The organism is Mesorhizobium sp. M7A.F.Ca.US.011.01.1.1 (assembly GCF_003998295.1).
Lineage (GTDB): Bacteria > Pseudomonadota > Alphaproteobacteria > Rhizobiales > Rhizobiaceae > Mesorhizobium.
In genome coordinates, this window is the sequence record NZ_RZRT01000018.1 from 65,659 (window position 1) to 81,688 (window position 16,030).

12 protein-coding genes are annotated in these 16,030 nt (G+C 63.9%); 5 read left to right on the forward strand and 7 right to left on the reverse strand.

Annotated features, from left to right (window positions below; all coding sequences use genetic code 11):
• Window positions 1-12: 12 nt before the first annotated feature.
• Complete coding sequence (locus EOA13_RS18360; protein WP_127294706.1) at window positions 13-2,097, reverse strand: hydantoinase/oxoprolinase family protein; 2,085 nt, start codon at window positions 2,095-2,097, stop codon at window positions 13-15.
• Between the two features lie 220 nt (window positions 2,098-2,317).
• Between EOA13_RS18360 and EOA13_RS18365 the strand changes: the two genes are divergently transcribed.
• From EOA13_RS18365 to EOA13_RS18385, 5 genes are all read left to right on the forward strand, one after another.
• A complete protein-coding gene (locus EOA13_RS18365; RefSeq protein ID WP_127294708.1) occupies window positions 2,318-3,145 on the forward strand; it encodes a ferredoxin--NADP reductase in 828 nt (275 codons plus the stop codon).
• 152 nt (window positions 3,146-3,297) lie between these two features.
• Window positions 3,298-4,347, forward strand: a complete 1,050-nt coding sequence (gene deoC, locus EOA13_RS18370) for a deoxyribose-phosphate aldolase (RefSeq protein ID WP_127294710.1) — start codon at window positions 3,298-3,300, stop codon at window positions 4,345-4,347.
• 62 nt (window positions 4,348-4,409) lie between these two features.
• Window positions 4,410-6,782 carry an aldehyde dehydrogenase family protein gene (locus EOA13_RS18375; protein ID WP_127294712.1) on the forward strand — a complete coding sequence of 791 codons (2,373 nt, stop codon included), beginning with the start codon at window positions 4,410-4,412 and terminating at the stop codon, window positions 6,780-6,782.
• A 186-nt stretch (window positions 6,783-6,968) separates the two neighbouring features.
• A complete protein-coding gene (locus EOA13_RS18380; RefSeq protein WP_023810854.1) occupies window positions 6,969-7,700 on the forward strand; it encodes an SDR family oxidoreductase in 732 nt (243 codons plus the stop codon).
• Between the two features lie 225 nt (window positions 7,701-7,925).
• Window positions 7,926-8,771 carry a fumarylacetoacetate hydrolase family protein gene (locus EOA13_RS18385; protein ID WP_127294714.1) on the forward strand — a complete coding sequence of 282 codons (846 nt, stop codon included), beginning with the start codon at window positions 7,926-7,928 and terminating at the stop codon, window positions 8,769-8,771.
• Between the two features lie 273 nt (window positions 8,772-9,044).
• On the opposite strand, the gene EOA13_RS18395 is transcribed toward EOA13_RS18385, so the two are convergent.
• The 6 genes from EOA13_RS18395 to EOA13_RS18430 all read right to left on the reverse strand — a co-directional run bounded on the left by EOA13_RS18395 (window position 9,045) and on the right by EOA13_RS18430 (window position 16,029).
• On the reverse strand, window positions 9,045-10,043 hold the full coding sequence (locus EOA13_RS18395) for an ABC transporter ATP-binding protein (protein WP_127294716.1): 999 nt from the start codon (window positions 10,041-10,043) through the stop codon (window positions 9,045-9,047).
• A gap of 226 nt (window positions 10,044-10,269) precedes the next feature.
• The gene (locus EOA13_RS18405) at window positions 10,270-11,331 is read right to left on the reverse strand and encodes a Gfo/Idh/MocA family oxidoreductase (RefSeq protein WP_127294720.1); all 1,062 of its coding nucleotides are present in this window, start codon (window positions 11,329-11,331) and stop codon (window positions 10,270-10,272) included.
• Window positions 11,332-11,563: 232 nt separating this feature from the next.
• The gene (locus EOA13_RS18410) at window positions 11,564-12,403 is read right to left on the reverse strand and encodes a carbohydrate ABC transporter permease (protein ID WP_127294722.1); all 840 of its coding nucleotides are present in this window, start codon (window positions 12,401-12,403) and stop codon (window positions 11,564-11,566) included.
• A gap of 223 nt (window positions 12,404-12,626) precedes the next feature.
• Window positions 12,627-13,556: a sugar ABC transporter permease gene (locus EOA13_RS18420; RefSeq protein ID WP_127294724.1), complete on the reverse strand. Its 930-nt coding sequence runs from the start codon at window positions 13,554-13,556 to the stop codon at window positions 12,627-12,629.
• 254 nt (window positions 13,557-13,810) lie between these two features.
• Entirely contained in the window at window positions 13,811-15,070 is a 1,260-nt protein-coding gene (locus EOA13_RS18425; RefSeq protein ID WP_127294726.1) for an ABC transporter substrate-binding protein, read from the reverse strand.
• A gap of 2 nt (window positions 15,071-15,072) precedes the next feature.
• Window positions 15,073-16,029: an N-acetylmuramic acid 6-phosphate etherase gene (locus EOA13_RS18430; protein WP_127294728.1), complete on the reverse strand. Its 957-nt coding sequence runs from the start codon at window positions 16,027-16,029 to the stop codon at window positions 15,073-15,075.
• Between the last annotated feature and the right edge of the window lies 1 nt (window position 16,030).

A 16,030-nucleotide genomic window follows, 5' to 3' on the forward strand; every position in this document is an offset into this window, starting at 1 on the left:
ATGTCAGACATCTCAGGCCTCGCCGATGTCGATGATGATGTTGCCGTCGGCGTCGCAGCGTGCGCGGTCGCCGGGCTCGAGCACGGTGGTGGCGTCCATCTGTTCGAGGATCGCCGGCCCTTCGATTTCAGCGTCAAGCGGCAGTTTTTCGCGTGCATATACCGGCGTGTCGTGCCAGCGCCCGCCATACCAGACCGGCCGGATTTCGCGCCTTGCCTCATCCAGCGTTGTTGCGCGCCCCGCCGGATCGATCAGCCGCGACAGATCGATCGCCGGACGCACGCCGGTCACCGACGTGTTGAGATTGACGAGGTTGGCGCGGATTTCCGGCAGTTCGACCTTGAAGCGGGCGAAATAGGCCTTTTCGAAAAGCTGCTGCAGCGTTGCCCGCGTCACCGATGAGGACGGCAGCGGCACGTTGATGATGTGGGTCTGGCCGACGAACTGCATGTCGGCGGAGTGGGTGACGCGGATCGTCTCCGGCTTCACCGCTTCCTTGCCGATCAGCTCTTCACCTTCGTTTCGGTGGCGTTCCAATACAGTATGAAGCTGTTTTTCGTCGAGCACCGCCACCGGCTGGTTGATGGTGTTGACGAAGTCATGGCGCAGGTCGGCGACGACGCAGCCGAGTGCGTTGGTGATGCCCGGACGCGCCGGCACCAGCACCTTGGGCAGGCCGAGTTCGCGCGCCAGGGCGGTCGCATGCAGCGGGCCGGCGCCGCCAAAGGCGAACAGCGCGAAATCACGAGGGTCATGGCCGCGCGACACCGAGACCATGCGGATGGCGCCGGCCATCTTCATGTTGCCGAGCCGCAGCACCGCGCCCGCCGCCTCGACGCCGGACAGGCCGGTCGCCTTGCCGATCTTGTCCTCGAAAATGCTGGTGACGCGCTCTGATGTGACGGGATTTTGGACCGCCAGCAGCTTCTTCGGCGCCAGCCGGCCGAGCACCAGATTGGCGTCGGTAATGGTTGGCTCGAGGCCGCCACGTCCGTAGCAGATCGGGCCGGGATTGGCGCCGGCACTTTCCGGACCGATCTGGATCAGGCCGGCCGCATCGACGCGGGCGATCGAGCCGCCGCCGGCGCCGACCGTGTGCACCGCCACCATCGGCACATGGATCGGCATCGCATATTCGATCTCGATCTCGTTCGAGACTGCCGGCTCGGCATTGCGGATCAGCGCCACGTCGGTCGAGGTGCCGCCCATGTCATAGGTGACGAGGTTTTCGAAGCCGGCGCGTTTTCCGGTATAGGCCGCGGCGATGACGCCCGAGGCCGGGCCGGACATGACCGTCTTGGCCGATTCACGTGTGACGAAGCGCGCCGAGATCATGCCGCCATTGCCGTTCATGATCAGGAAGTCGCGGGCGTAGCCTTTTGCAGCCAGTTCCTTGCGCAGCCGCTCGACATAACGTTCGAGGATCGGCTGCACCGAGGCGTTGACCGAAGCGGTGACGCCGCGCTCGAACTCGCGCGCCTCCGACAGCAGCGCGTGGCCTGCCGTGATGTAGCCGTTCGGCCAGAGCTCGGCGGCGATTTCGACGGCGCGCCGCTCATGTGCCGGGTTGGCGTAGGAATGCAGGAAATGGATGACGAGGGATTCGCAACCGGCCGCGATCAGCGTCTGCACGGCGTCGCGCATCTCGGTCTCGTCGAGCGGCGTGCGCACCGCGCCCGACGCTTCGACACGCTCCGAGACTTCGAGCCTGAGATTGCGCGGAATGATCGGTACGAAGCTGCCGGTCATGCCATAGGCCTGCGGCCGCGTGCGCCGGCCCAGCTCGATCACGTCGCGAAAGCCGCGCGTGGTGATCATGCCGGTTTTCGCCAACCGGCGTTCCAGCACCGCATTGGTGGTGGTGGTCGTGCCATGCACGATGAGGTCGATGCTATCGATGGCAAATCCGGTGGCGCCGAGTGCCGAAACGACACCGAAAGCCTGGTTGTCCACCGTGGTCGGCGTCTTGGCCAGATACACCCGGCCGCCGTCGCTTCCGTCGATCAGGAGCAGGTCGGTGAAGGTGCCACCGACATCGATACCGGCGACGACATTTCCCCGGGAATTGCTCGCTTGCGCCGAAATATTCTCTTCCATCGTCGAAACCCGAAATGCGCGGACTACGGATATGCGCCAGTTTGGAAAGCTGTTTTAAGGGAGCATCTTGACGCAAATATCGTTTGTATACTAATAAATTCCGGACACAAGAGCTTGCCGCTTTGCAGTGTGCGAACAGCCCGCCGGGATCTGAATGGTCCGGGCGTGCAGGTGAAAGTTTGGCGCCCGCGTCCACGGTTGGGCCAGAAGGTTGGATTTGATGAACACCACATCCGCTCTCAACACCGTCGGCGCCCGACCGCTGCAGTTCCCGATTCCGGCCAACGTCTATGCCGAAACCGTCGTCTCGGTGAAGCACTATACCGATCGGCTGTTCTCGTTCCGCATCACCCGTCCGCAGTCGCTGCGCTTCCGCTCCGGCGAGTTCGTCATGATCGGCCTGCCCAATGCCGAGAAGCCGGTGTACCGCGCCTATTCGGTGGCAAGTCCGGCCTGGGACGAAGAGCTGGAATTCTTCTCGATCAAGGTGCCGGACGGCCCGCTGACCTCGGAGCTGCAGAAGATTCAGGTCGGCGACACCGTCATCATGCGCCAGAAGTCGACCGGCACGCTGGTGGTCGACGCGCTGACCCCGGCCAAGCGGCTGTTCATGATCTCGACCGGCACCGGCATCGCGCCTTTCGCCAGCCTGCTGCGCGACCCTGACACCTACGACAAATTCGATCAGCTGGTCCTGACCCATACCTGCCGCGACAATGCGGAACTCACCTACGGCCAGGAGCTGGTCGCGGCGTTGGAAAGCGACCCGCTGATCGGTGAACTGACCACTGGGCGCGTCACGCTCTACAATTCGACGACCCGCGAAGAGTCGGCACGCATGGGCCGCATCACCGCGCTGATCGGCTCCGGCAAGTTCTACAGCGATCTCGGCATCGACAAGCTCAGCCCGGAAACCGACCGCATCATGATCTGCGGCTCGATGCATATGCTGAAGGACGTCAAGGAACTGGCCGAAAGCCTCGGCTTCGAGGAAGGTTCGCTGAGCCACCCGGCGACCTTCGTGGTCGAGCGCGCTTTCGTCGGCTGAGCCGCACCTAACATCTCGAAGTCTGCGTTTTTGACCGCGCGGTCAAAAACTGCTGCTTTCGCCGCCTTTTTCGGCTATCACCGCTGCAGGACTCGTGAAGTACGACTTCGCGGGCTATCTTCGGCACACGTCGCTGAATGAAAGGGCAGGAGATGAGCAGCACAATCCGAGAAGCCGATATCGGCTCGTCCAAGGTGACGCCGCTGCCGGCGCGTGCCGCCGCCAACACAGCCGTTCCACCGGACCATCGCATTGCGCGCAATCCCGGCATGAAGCTCGATCTCGGCTTCATGGAATCGGTGCGCAGCGTCAACCGCTCGGCGCTGGAACGGCGCGTCGCCAGCCTGACCAAGCGGCGCTCGATCAAGGCCGACAACCAGGCCGCCTGGCTGCTAAAGGCCGTCTCCTGCATGGATCTGACGACGCTGAATTCCAACGACACCGAGGAGCGCGTGCGCCGGCTCTGCGCCAAGGCGATCAACCCGTTCCGCCGCGACATTGTCGAGGGCCTCGGCATATCAGGTGAAACCATCCGCCCGGCCGCCGTCTGCGTCTACCATCCCTTCGTCACCACCGCCGTCGATGCCGTGCGCGGCACCGGCATCCATGTCGCCGCCGTCTCCACCGCCTTCCCGCATGGTCTGGCACCCCTGTCGACCCGCCTGCAGGAAATCGAAGCCTCGGTCCGCGACGGCGCCGACGAGATCGACGTGGTCATTCCACGCGGGCTGGTGTTCGGCGCCAAATGGCGCGAGCTATACAATGAGATCGTCTCGATGCGCGCCGCTTGCGGTGACGCGCATCTGAAGGTCATCCTCGGCACCGGCGACCTCGCCACGCTGCGCAATGTCATGCTGGCCTCGATGGTGGCGATGATGGCGGGCGCCGATTTCATCAAGACCTCGACCGGCAAGGAAAGCGTCAACGCGACGCTGCCAGTCGGGCTCGCCATGGTGCGTGCTATCAGAGCCTATTTCGAGGAGACCAGCTATCTCATCGGCTTCAAGCCGGCCGGCGGCATTTCGACGGCCAAGGCCTCGCTCGACTGGCTGGTGCTGATGAAGGAAGAACTCGGCCGGCCATGGCTGGAGCCCGAGCTGTTCCGCTTCGGCGCGTCGAGCCTCTTGACCGACATCGAGCGCCAGCTCGAACACCATTTGACCGGGCACTATTCGGCCAATCATCGCCACGCGATGGCTTGAGCACCACCCCGATCGGCTTTGCCGATCGACCCTCCCAGGCGGGAGGGTGAAGGAGGCACCTGATGAACATTCTCGACCGCTACCACGCCATGGAATACGGCCCGGCACCGGAAGCCCGCAACGAGGCCGACGCGTGGCTTGCCGCGCGCGATTTCGGCAAGGCGCTGTTCATCGGCGGCGACTGGAAAGCCGCTGCCGGCGGCAACACCTTCGAGACCAGCGAGCCGTCTTCCGGCAAGCTGCTGGCCAAGGTCTCGGACGCCAACGCCGCCGATATCGATGCGGCGGTTGCGGCAGCCACCAAGGCGCTGCCTAAGTGGTCGGCAGCCTCAGGCTATGTCAGGGCCAAGGTGCTTTATGCCATCGGCCGCGCCATGCAGCGCCACCAGCGCCTGTTCGCAGTGCTTGAGACCATCGACAACGGCAAGCCGATCCGTGAAAGCCGCGACATCGACGTGCCGCTGGCGATCCGCCATTTCATCCACCATGCCGGTTGGGCGCAGGCGCTGGACAAGGATTTCCCCGGCCATAAGGGTGTCGGCGTGGTCGGCCAGATCATCCCGTGGAACTTTCCGCTGCTGATGCTGGCCTGGAAGATCGCGCCGGCGCTCGCCGCCGGCTGCACCGTGGTGCTGAAGCCGGCCGAGTTCACGCCGCTGACCGCTATCCTGTTCGCCGAGATTTGCGAACGCGCCGGCGTGCCGAAAGGCGTCGTCAACATCGTGCAGGGCGGTCCTGAGGCCGGCGGGGCCATCGTCAACCATCCCGGCATCCAGAAGATCGCCTTTACCGGTTCTTCCGAAGTCGGCAAGATCATCCGGAAAGCCACCGCCGGCTCGGGCAAGAAACTGTCGCTGGAACTTGGCGGCAAGTCGGTCTTCATCGTCTTCGAGGATGCCGATCTCGACAGCGCCGTCGAAGGCCTGGTCGACGGTATCTGGTTCAACCAGGGCCAGGTCTGCTGCGCCGGTTCGCGACTGCTGGTCCAGGAAGGCATCGCCGACGCCCTGATCGCCAAGGTCAAGACGCGGATGAGCCGGCTGCGCGTCGGCAGCCCGCTCGACAAGAACACCGATATCGGCCCGCTGGTCGACGCCACACAGCTCGAGCGCGTCAAGGGCCTGGTCGCCGAAGGTGCCAGGCAGGGCGCTGTCTGCTGGCAGCCGGATGCGGCGCTGCCGTCTTCCGGCTACTACCATCTGCCGACGCTCGCCACAGGTGTTTCGCCGGCTAACATATTGGCGCAAGAAGAGGTGTTCGGCCCTGTTCTGGCGACCATGACCTTCCGCAACACCGAGGAAACGATCGAGCTTGCCAACAACACGCGCTATGGCCTCGCCGCCTCGGTGTGGAGCGAGAACGTCAACCTTGCCCTGCACGTCGCGCCGCAATTGAAGGCCGGCGTGGTCTGGGTCAACGGCACCAACATGTTCGACGCCGCCTGCGGCTTCGGCGGCTACCGCGAGAGCGGTTTCGGTCGCGAAGGCGGGCGCGAGGGCATGTTCGAATATCTCACGGCGAAGCTGCCGCTCGGCCCGATCATCAAGCCGGCGACGACCTCCGCACAGCCAGTCGAGCAGGCCGACGGCTCGGCAATCGACCGCACGGCTAAGCTGTTCATCGGCGGCAAGCAGGTACGGCCGGACGGCAATTATTCGCTCGCCATCGCCACCGCCAAGGGCAAGCTTGCCGGCGAAGTTGGTCTCGGCAGCCGCAAGGATATCCGCGATGCTGTCTCCGCCGCCCGCGGGGCCAAGGCCTGGCCGGAGGCGACCGCCTATAACAGGTCCCAGGTGCTCTATTATTTGGCCGAGAATCTTTCCGGCCGTGCCGGCGAGTTCGCCGCCCGTCTCACCGAATTGACCGGCGCTACGCCCAAGGCCGCGCGGGAAGAGGTGGAACAATCCATCGAACGGCTGTTCCTCTATGCCGGTCTGGCCGACAAGTTCGAGGGCCGCGTGCACCAGCCGCCGGCGCGTGCCGTGACGCTGGCGCTTCATGAACCGGTCGGCGTCGTCGGCATCGTCGCGCCGGATAGCTCGCCGCTGCTCGGCCTGATCTCGCTGGTCGCACCGGCGCTGGCCATGGGCAACACCGTGGTCGTGGTGCCTTCGGAGCGCTATCCGTTGCTGGCCACCGATCTCTACCAGGTCATCGAATATTCCGACATTCCCTCAGGCGCCATCAACATCGTCACCGGCCGCAGCGCCGAACTCGCCGGCGTGCTGGCCAAACATGACGATGTCGACGGGCTGTGGGTGTTCGCCGATGCCGAGACCTGCGCCAAGGCGGAAGCCGAGTCCATCGGCAACCTCAAGCGCGTCTGGAGCGGCAATGGCCGCGGCATCGACTGGGCATCCGACGAGACGGCCGGCGATGCCTTCCTGCGCCGCGCCGTCGAGGTGAAGAATGTCTGGGTGCCTTACGGCGATTGATGTGCCGCCGGTGCTATCGAAATCGTGTTCGGGGTTGACGCATGGATAGATGTTCTTTAACGAGAAAAAACATCTTTATCAGTGAACGTTCAACGGCGCAGGCCGCATGATCGCGCGTGACTGGCACATGACGCCTTGGCCAGCCGCAGGTAGACCCGGACTATCCCAGCGGACGAGGAGAACAGTATGGCGGATCTGGCAGGCAAGGTCGTTGTCGTCACGGCAGCGGCGCAAGGCATCGGCAAGGCGAGCGCACTGGCCTTCGCAAAAGCTGGCGCCATCGTCTACGCCACCGACATCAACGAGGCCCTGCTGGCGGAACTCGCCAAGACGCCGGGGATCAAGACCCGCAAGCTGGACGTGCTCAACGACGAAGCCGTCAACGCCGCCTTCGCCGAGATCGGTGTCGTCGACGTGCTGTTCAACTGCGCCGGTTTCGTCCATTCCGGCTCGATCCTGGAGATGAAGGACGGCGACCTCGATTTCGCGCTGAACCTCAATGTTCGCGCCATGATCCGCACCAGCCGGGCCGTGCTGCCCGGCATGCTGGAACGCGGCGACGGATCGATCATCAACATGGCCTCGCTGGCCAGTTCGACCAAGGGCGTGCCCAACCGCTTCGTCTACGGCCTGACCAAGGCCGCGGTCATCGGCCTGACCAAGGCGATCGCCGCCGACTATGTCGGCAAGGGCATACGCTGCAACGCCATCTGCCCCGGCACGGTCGAGAGCCCGTCGCTGCAGGACCGCATGCACGCGCAAGGCGACTACGATGCCGCCCGCGCCGCCTTCATCGCCCGCCAGCCGATGGGCCGGCTCGGCACGCCGGAGGAGATCGCGGATCTCGCCGTCTACCTGGCCGGCGCCACCTATACATCCGGGCAGGCCTACAATATCGACGGCGGCTGGTCGATCTAGTCGCCGGTCGGAAAGATCTGAGCATCCAGGACAATCGGGTCGCTTGCCGGCGTTTGACAGGGGATCGAAGAGTCTGAAAATCCCGCGCGCCGGCTATCTTGTATGGCGATCGCGCTTGTCCGTAGTCAGGTCGATGAGTAGGGTCCGCCGGTTCCGCGAAGGAGCCATCGCCTTGGCGGCAAGTTTGCAAAAGGCCACGAGGCCGCAATCAGGAGAAGAATTTAGATGAAACTGCTGCGCTATGGCGAGGTGGGAAGCGAACGTCCCGGCCTGCTCGATGCGGATGGAACGATCCGTGATCTGTCTGCTCACGTCACCGATATCGGCGGCAAGACGCTCGATCCGGCATCCCTGGCGGCACTCGCCAAGCTTGATCCGAAATCGCTGCCGGCGGTTTCCGGCAGCCCGCGCCTCGGCGCCTGCGTTGCCGGCACCGGCAAGTTCATTTGCATCGGCCTCAACTATTCCGACCACGCCGCCGAGACCGGCGCCACCGTGCCGCCGGAGCCGATCATCTTCATGAAGGCAAGCTCGGCCATTGTCGGGCCGGATGATGACGTGCTGATCCCGCGCGGCTCGGAGAAGACCGACTGGGAAGTCGAGCTGGCCGTGGTCATCGGCAAAACCGCTAAATATGTCAGCGAGGCCGACGCGCTCGACTATGTCGCCGGCTATAGCGTTGCCCACGACGTCTCCGAGCGCGCTTTCCAGGCCGAGCGCCAAGGCCAGTGGACCAAGGGCAAGAGCTGCGACACGTTCGGCCCGACCGGCCCATGGCTGGTGACCAAGGACGAGGTCGCCGATCCGCAGAACCTCAAAATGTGGCTGACCGTCAACGGCAAGACGATGCAGAACGGCTCGACCAAGACCATGGTCTATGGCGTCAAATATCTGGTGTCCTATCTCAGCCAGTTCATGTCGCTGCACCCCGGCGACATCATCTCCACCGGCACGCCGCCCGGCGTCGGCCTCGGCATGAAGCCGCCGGTGTTTTTGAAGGCCGGAGATGTGGTGGAATTGGGCATTGAAGGCTTGGGCCAGCAGAAGCAGACGTTCAAGGCTGACGTGTAGGCTTCTCTGTTCTCTCCTTGTGTCTCTGGAATGAGAAGAGGAAGGGGCGGTTTCGCGCCCTTCCTCTACCCCGTCGATCGGGGGAGAGGTGGCGAGCGAAGCTCGACGGAGTGGGGGCTCGACCCGCTCGTCTGTCGAAGCGACTGTACTGACACGTCAGTCCCTATCCTATGGCGGTTTTGGCTTGGGTCGAGGTCTTCCCCCACTCCGTCGCCGCTTCGCGGCGCCACCTCTCCCCCCTCCGGAGGGAGAGGAAAGGAAGAGGGTGTCAAGCTACTTCAACACCTTCCCATCCGCCCCAAACCGATAAGTCTTGGCCGGATCCGGCGTCGCATACAGTGTCGCGCCCGGTTCGGCATCGTAGACGCCGAAAATCCTGACCGTGATCAGGCCGGCCTTCTCGCAGTCGAGATAGAGGTTGGTGTCGGCGCCGAGGTGCTCGGCGTGCACCACCGTTCCCTTCCAGGCGCCGGATTTCGGATCGACGGTCAAATGTTCCGGCCGCACGCCGATGGTCTTGGCGGTTTCGCCGAGGCGGGCGCCGTCGACGAAGTTCATCTTCGGTGAGCCGATGAAGCCGGCGACGAATTCATTTGCCGGCGAATTGTAGAGCTCCATCGGTCCGCCGATCTGCTCGATCCGGCCGGCATTGAGCACCACGATCTTGTCGGCCAGCGTCATCGCCTCGACCTGGTCGTGGGTGACGTAGATCATCGTTGCCTTCAGCCGGCGATGCAGCTGCGCGATCTCCAGCCTTGTGTTGACGCGCAGTGCCGCGTCGAGGTTGGACAATGGCTCGTCGAAGAGAAAAAGCTTGGGTTCGCGCACCACGGCGCGGCCGATGGCGACGCGCTGGCGCTGGCCGCCGGAGAGTTCGGCCGGCCGCCTTTCGAGATAGGGCTCCAGCGACAGCATCGACGAGGCAATGCCGATGCGGCGCTCGATCTCCGGGGCGGGCGTGCCGGCCTGCTTGAGGCCGAGGCCCATATTGTTCTTCACCGTCAGATGCGGGTAGAGCGCGTAGGTCTGGAACACCATGGCGATGCCGCGCTTGGCCGGCGGCGTGGCCGAGACGTCCGCGCCGTCGATGACGACGCGGCCCGAGGTCGAATCCTCCAGTCCGGCAATGACCCTGAGCAGGGTCGACTTGCCGCAGCCGGACGGGCCGACGAAGACGACGAACTCGCCGTCGTTCACTTCGAGGTTGATGCCCTTCAGCACCTCCACCGGCCCGAAGGCCTTCTTCACATTCTCGATGTTCAACGAGCCCACGGCAGTCCTCCAAATTGGAATGTAGGCGCGAATGCACCCCCCTCTGTCCTGCCGGACATCTCCCCCTCAAGGGGGGAGATCGGCAGCTTTGACCGACGCCTCTTCTTTGCGGCGATGGCCAGTGGCGAAGGCCGAGAGAACATCCAATCTCCCCCCTTGAGGGGGAGATGGCCGGCAGGCCAGAGGGGGGCGGTGCCGGCCGCGACCGTCGGCCGAGATCCAAATGTCACAATCGCACCGCCTTCCCACTGCGCACGCTCTCGTCGGCTGCAAGGCAGACGGCGAGCGATTTGACCGCGTCATCCATATGTTTTGTCAGATCCAGATCCTCGCGGATCGCCTTCAGCACGAAGGCCTGCTCGAGGTCGCAGAGGTCCTGATGGCCGGGTTCGCCTGCCATCGACAGCATCTCGTCGGCTTTGACGAATTTGCCGTCCGCACCGGTCGCGGCGCTGTGCAGGCGGATGGTGGAGGTCTTGGTGTGGGTGTCGATGTCGTCGGACTTGACGCCCTCCTTCATGACGATCGACACGCAGCCATTCGGCGAAATCACGTCCTTCACGAAGAAGGCCGTTTCCGAAATCATCGGCCCCCAGCCGGCTTCGTACCAGCCGACCGAACCGTCATCGAACAGCACCTGCAGGTGACCGTAATTGTACATCGACGGCGCCACCTCCTCGGTCAGCCGCACGCCCATGCCGCGCACCTCGACCGGCTTCGCGTCGGTGATCTGCAGCATGACGTCGAGATAATGCACGCCGCAATCGACGATCGGCGACGTCGTCTGCATCAACTGCTTGTGCGTCTCCCAGGTATGGCCGGAGGATTGCTGGTTGAGGTTCATGCGGAAGACGTAGGGGCCGCCGAGCTTGCGCGCTTCGGCGATAAGCCTGATCCAGGACGGGTGATGGCGCAGGATGTAGCCGATCACCAGTTTTTTGCCGTTGGCCTTGGCCGCCGCCACGACGCGCCTGGCATCGGCGACCGTCGTTGCCAGCGGCTTTTCGACGAAGACATGGCAGCCGGCCTCGAACGCCTTCACCGCATAGTCGGCATGGCTGTCGGAATAGGTGGCGATGCAGGCGACATCGGGCTTTTCGTCGCGCAACGCCTCGTCGAAGGAGCGCCTGATGCCATAGCTCGACAGCCCATCCGGCAGCGGAACGTCGGAGCGGTTGATCAGCGCCGCGATCTCGAAACCCGGATTGGTGTGATAGGCCAGCGCATGGCTGCGGCCCATATTGCCGAGGCCGGCGACGACGACGCGAAGAGGTGTTTCAGAGCTCACCTAGCTACTCCAGCTATGCCAGTTTCTTCTTGAGATGGTGTCACCCCACCCGGCGCTTCGCGCCGACCTCCCCATCGAGGGGAGGTAGGACGTTGGCGTGAACATCCCGCTGCCAACAAAGCTGCTCTGAACCGAACGCCCAGGTGGTCGAGAATGAAGCCGCGATCTTCTACCTCCCCTCGATGGGGAGGTCGGCGCGAAGCGCCGGGTGGGGTGAAAGCCGTGACTTGCATCACTTGACGGCTCCGGACGTGATGCCGCGGATCAGCTGCCGCGAGAAGATGACGTAGAGGATCAGCACCGGCATGATCGCCAGCGACAGTGCGGCCAGGATGGCGTTCCAGTTGGTGACGAACTGGCCGAGGAAGAGCTGGGCGCCGAGCGTCACCGTCTTGGTTTCTTCCGACGGCGCCAGGATCAGCGGGAACCACAGATCGTTCCAGATCGGGATCATGGTGAAGACGGCGACGGTCGCCATCGAGGGCCTGACCAGCGGCAGCACCAGGCGGAAGAAGATTGTGTATTCCGACAGGCCGTCGATGCGGCCGGCATTCTTCAGATCGTCCGACACCTGCTTCATGAATTCCGACAGGATGAAGACGGCAAGCGGCAGGCCCTGCGCGGTGTAGACCAGGATCAGCGCCGTCAGCGTGTTGACCAGCCCGCTCGCCACCATCAATTGCAGGATGGCGACGGTGCCCAGCCGGATCGGGATCATGATGCCGAGCGCCAGATAGAGCCCCATCAGCGAGTTGCCACGGAAGCGGTATTCCGACAGTGCGAACGCCGCCATGGCGCCGAACAACAGCACGAAGAACAGCGAGGCCACGGTGACGACGAGGCTGTTCTGGAAATAGTGGATGAAGTCGCCCTGGCCGATGACGGTCGTGTAGCCGATCAGGTCGAAGGTTTTTGGCGTCGGCGGCGTCAGCGGCGCACCGAAGATGCCGGCTCGGGACTTGAACGAGTTCATGATGACGAGGATCACCGGAAACAGCGCGATCACCGTGTAGGTCAGCAGGATCGCGTGGGCGCCGACGGTGCGGGGCACGGAACGGGTGGCGGTGCTCATTGGGAGGTCTCCTGACGCACACTTCCAAGGAATGGCGCCAAGGCACCCCCCTCTGTCCTGCCGGACATCTCCCCCGCAAGGGGGGAGATCGGATGTCGCGACTGCTTTCGCCAATCACCAACGCAGCAAGATGGCCGGCAAGGCCAACGCTGCCAATCTCCCCCCTTGCGGGGGAGATGGCCGGCAGGCCAGAGGGGGGTGTTCAAGCTCGACATCTCGCCCCTCAGAACTGGTAGCGACGCAGGCGCGTCTGGACGAGGAAGAGGTAGACGCAGACGCCGCCGAGGATGATCAGGAACATCATCGTGGCGATCGCCGCACCCATATTGGGGTCGCCGGACTGCAACTGGAAGCCGAAGAAGGCGCGGTAGAGGAAGGTGCCGAGAATGTCGGTCGAATAGTTCGGCCCGGCGAGTGCGCCTTGCGCGGTGTAGATCAGGTCGAAGGCGTTGAAATTGCCGACGAAGGTGAGGATCGAGATGATGCCGATCGACGGCAGGATCAGCGGCAGCTTGATCTTCCAGAACTGCGACAGGCCGGTGATGCCGTCGCATTCGGCGGCCTCGATCACCTCTTCGGGGATCGACAGCAGGGCGGCATAGATCAGCATCATCGGGATGCCGACGAACTGCCACACCGAGATCAGGCTGAGTGCGGTCAGTGCATATTGCTCCTTGCCGAGCCACGGCGTGAACAGGCTTTTGAGGCCGACGATATCCATGAGATGCGGCGCCACGCCCCACAACGGGGACAAGATCAGCTTCCAGGCGAAACCGACGATGACGAAGGACAGGATGGTCGGAACGAAGATTGCGGTGCGGTAGAAGGCCGCGAATCTGAGTTTCGGGCTGGACAGAAGCGCCGCCAGCATGACGCCGATCGGGTTCTGCACGATCATGTGGATGATGAAGAACCAGGTGTTGTTCCTGAGCGCGTTCCAGAAACCCACCGACCAGTTGGGGTCGCCGAACAGGGTGCGGAAGTTTTCCAGCCCGACGAAGACCTGGTGCTGCTCGATGTTGCGGAACAGCGACAGCTGCAGCGTGCCGGCGAGCGGCAGGATCATAATCGCCGAGTAGACGAGCACCGCCGGCGCCAGGAAGATGCCGATGTGCCAGCGGAACGGTCTTTTCGGTCTGATATCTGCGGCCATGAGTTCGGTCCCCGCCGTCTCTCGGTTCCAAAGGGTGTCGATGCTAGTTGATGCCTCGATGCAAGGCCCGAACATCCTTGCCCGATGCGGCAAGAACAAAGGCCTGCGACTGATCAGCTAGCCTTTCCCCACAAGGGAGGGTAAGGCCGAGAGGCGGTGCCGACAATCGCATTCTGAAGACAGGGCTCTATCTGAAACCAGGATAGTCCGGAACCGGCCAGGCGTGCGCCCGGCCGGCTCCGTTGCCTGAGCTCTTACTTCGCCGGCTTGTACCAGCTGTCGAGACCGGTCTGCAGCTTCTTGGCCGCGGCTTCCGGCGTATCGGTGCCGTTGATGACGTTGGCCGATTCAACCCAGGTCTCGTTCTCGAGGTTCGGCGTGCCGCGCGACAGTATCTGGTAGGTCGAACGGATCGTCGGCTTGCACTTGGCGCGCCAGGAGACGAATTCCTGCGCCAGCGGGTCTGCCATCTTCACCGGCGAGGAGTTCAGGCTGAAGAAGCCCGGCAGCGCGTTGGCGTAGATGGTGGCGAAATCCGGCGAAGCGACCCAGGACAGGAAGGTCTTGGCCGCATCGGCATTCTTCGAAGCCGCATTGAGGCCCATGCCGATATCGGTATGGTCGGAGATGTAGCAGGTGTCGCCGGCCTTCTCGACCGGCGGCGGGAAGGCGCCCATCTTGAACTGCGCCTGGGTGTTGAACAGGCCGATTTCCCACGAGCCGGCCGGGTAGATGGCGGCGCGGCCGAGCGTGAACAGGTTCTGGCTGTCCGGATAGGTCTGCGCCTCGAAGCCGTCGCCGAGATAAGGCTTCCACTTGGCCAGTTCCTCGTACGGCGCGACCCAGTCCTTGTCGGTCAGCTTTTGCTCGCCCTTGATCAGCGCCGCGCGACCGTCCTCGCCCTTCCAGTAGTTGGGGCCGATGTTCTGGTAGCCCATAGTCGCGGCTTCCCAGAGATCCTTGGTGCCCATCGCCATCGGAATGTAGGTGCCGTCGGCCTTGATCTTGTCGAGCGCGGCGAAGAACTCGTCGCGGGTCTCCGGCACCTTGATGCCGAGCTTGTCGAAGGCGTCCTTGTTGTAGATGAAGCCGTGGATGACCGAGGCCATCGGCACGCAGAAGCTCGCCTTGCCGTCGTCGGTCTGCCAGGCGGACTTTGCCACGGGCGAGAAGTTCTCCATGCCCGGCAGCGCCGAGAGGTCGGCAAGGTTGCCCTTCTTGAACAGCTCGAGCGACTTGTCGAACGGGCGGCAGGTGATCAGGTCGCCCGCCGAGCCGGCGGCGAGCTTGGCGCCCAGCGCTGCGTCATATTCGGTCGGAGCCGACGGCGCGAACACCACCTTGATGCCCGGGTTCTTGGCTTCGAAAGCCGGTATCAACTTGTCCTTCCAGATGGCAAGGTCGTCGCCGCGCCAGCTTTCGATGTTGAGCGTTACGTCGTCGGCACAGGCAACCCCGGCCGAGCCGAGAATGCTGGTGCCCAAAAGCAGTGCCGTCAGTAGTTTCGTTGTCATGCTCAGTCTCCCTGTTGGCCTTTTTCAGGTTCGGTTTTGAGAACGGAGGCAGTGCGCCCTTTGCTCCCCTCGATCGCGGAAAGGGCCGGCCGCAGCTTCTGGCCGGCCTCTTCCAGTATTTTCTGCGCCGCGTCAGCGCTGGCGGCGCCGGCGGCGAGCAGAATGGCGGTCTTGACCGCGCCGCCGCTCTTCTCGAGCAGGCGGGCCGCCTCGTCCGTGTCGCGCCCGCTGACGGCGGCGACGATGCGCGCCGCGCGGTCGCGCAGCTTGATGTTGTCGGCCATGAGATTGACCATGTAGCCGTCATGCACATGGCCGAGATGGATTGCGGTCAGCGTCGACAGCATGTTGAGCGCGATCTTCTGGGCAGTGCCGGCGCCCATGCGCGTGGAGCCGGCGATCAGTTCCGGCGGCGTTTCGAGCAGGATGGCGGTTTGTGCCCGGCGCAGCAGCGCAGAGTCCCTGTTGTTGGCGATGCCGATGGTGGCAGCGCCGCGGCGGGCGGCCTCCTCGATGGCCTTGACGGCATAGGGCGTCGTGCCGCTGGCGGAAATGGCGATCAGGCAGTCGCCCTTGCCGAGGCCGGCCTCGGCGACCGCTGCCGCAGCCTCCTCGGTATCGTCCTCCGGCCCGCCGGCGAGTGTGCGGAAAGCGTCGTCGCCGCCGGCGATCAGGATGGCGATGCGGTCGCGGTGAATGCCGAAGGTGCCCGGCAGCTCCAGCGCATCGGCCAGCGCCATCAGGCCTGAGCTGCCGGCCGCGGCGTAGGCGAGCTTGCCGCCGCTCTTCAGCCTGCCCGCGATGATCTCGGCGGCCCTGGCGATGGATGGAATGGCGTGGCGCACGACCTTGACGGCTTCGATCTGCGCATCGGCCAAATAGGAAAGGACGATGTCCGGGGCCTGGATATCCAGCCCCTCTGCATTTTTGTGAAGCGCTTCGGTGCGCGTTTCGGCCATC

Bases quoted from the DNA above. Each gene is read 5' to 3' on its own strand.
- EOA13_RS18360 (WP_127294706.1), bottom strand. From the start codon at position 2,097: ATGGAAGAGAATATTTCGGCGCAAGCGAGCAATTCCCGGGGAAATGTC.
- EOA13_RS18365 (WP_127294708.1), top strand. From the start codon at position 2,318: ATGAACACCACATCCGCTCTCAACACCGTCGGCGCCCGACCGCTGCAG.
- deoC (WP_127294710.1), top strand. From the start codon at position 3,298: ATGAGCAGCACAATCCGAGAAGCCGATATCGGCTCGTCCAAGGTGACG.
- EOA13_RS18375 (WP_127294712.1), top strand. From the start codon at position 4,410: ATGAACATTCTCGACCGCTACCACGCCATGGAATACGGCCCGGCACCG.
- EOA13_RS18380 (WP_023810854.1), top strand. From the start codon at position 6,969: ATGGCGGATCTGGCAGGCAAGGTCGTTGTCGTCACGGCAGCGGCGCAA.
- EOA13_RS18385 (WP_127294714.1), top strand. From the start codon at position 7,926: ATGAAACTGCTGCGCTATGGCGAGGTGGGAAGCGAACGTCCCGGCCTG.
- EOA13_RS18410 (WP_127294722.1), bottom strand. From the start codon at position 12,403: ATGAGCACCGCCACCCGTTCCGTGCCCCGCACCGTCGGCGCCCACGCG.
- EOA13_RS18420 (WP_127294724.1), bottom strand. From the start codon at position 13,556: ATGGCCGCAGATATCAGACCGAAAAGACCGTTCCGCTGGCACATCGGC.
- EOA13_RS18425 (WP_127294726.1), bottom strand. From the start codon at position 15,070: ATGACAACGAAACTACTGACGGCACTGCTTTTGGGCACCAGCATTCTC.
- EOA13_RS18430 (WP_127294728.1), bottom strand. From the start codon at position 16,029: ATGGCCGAAACGCGCACCGAAGCGCTTCACAAAAATGCAGAGGGGCTG.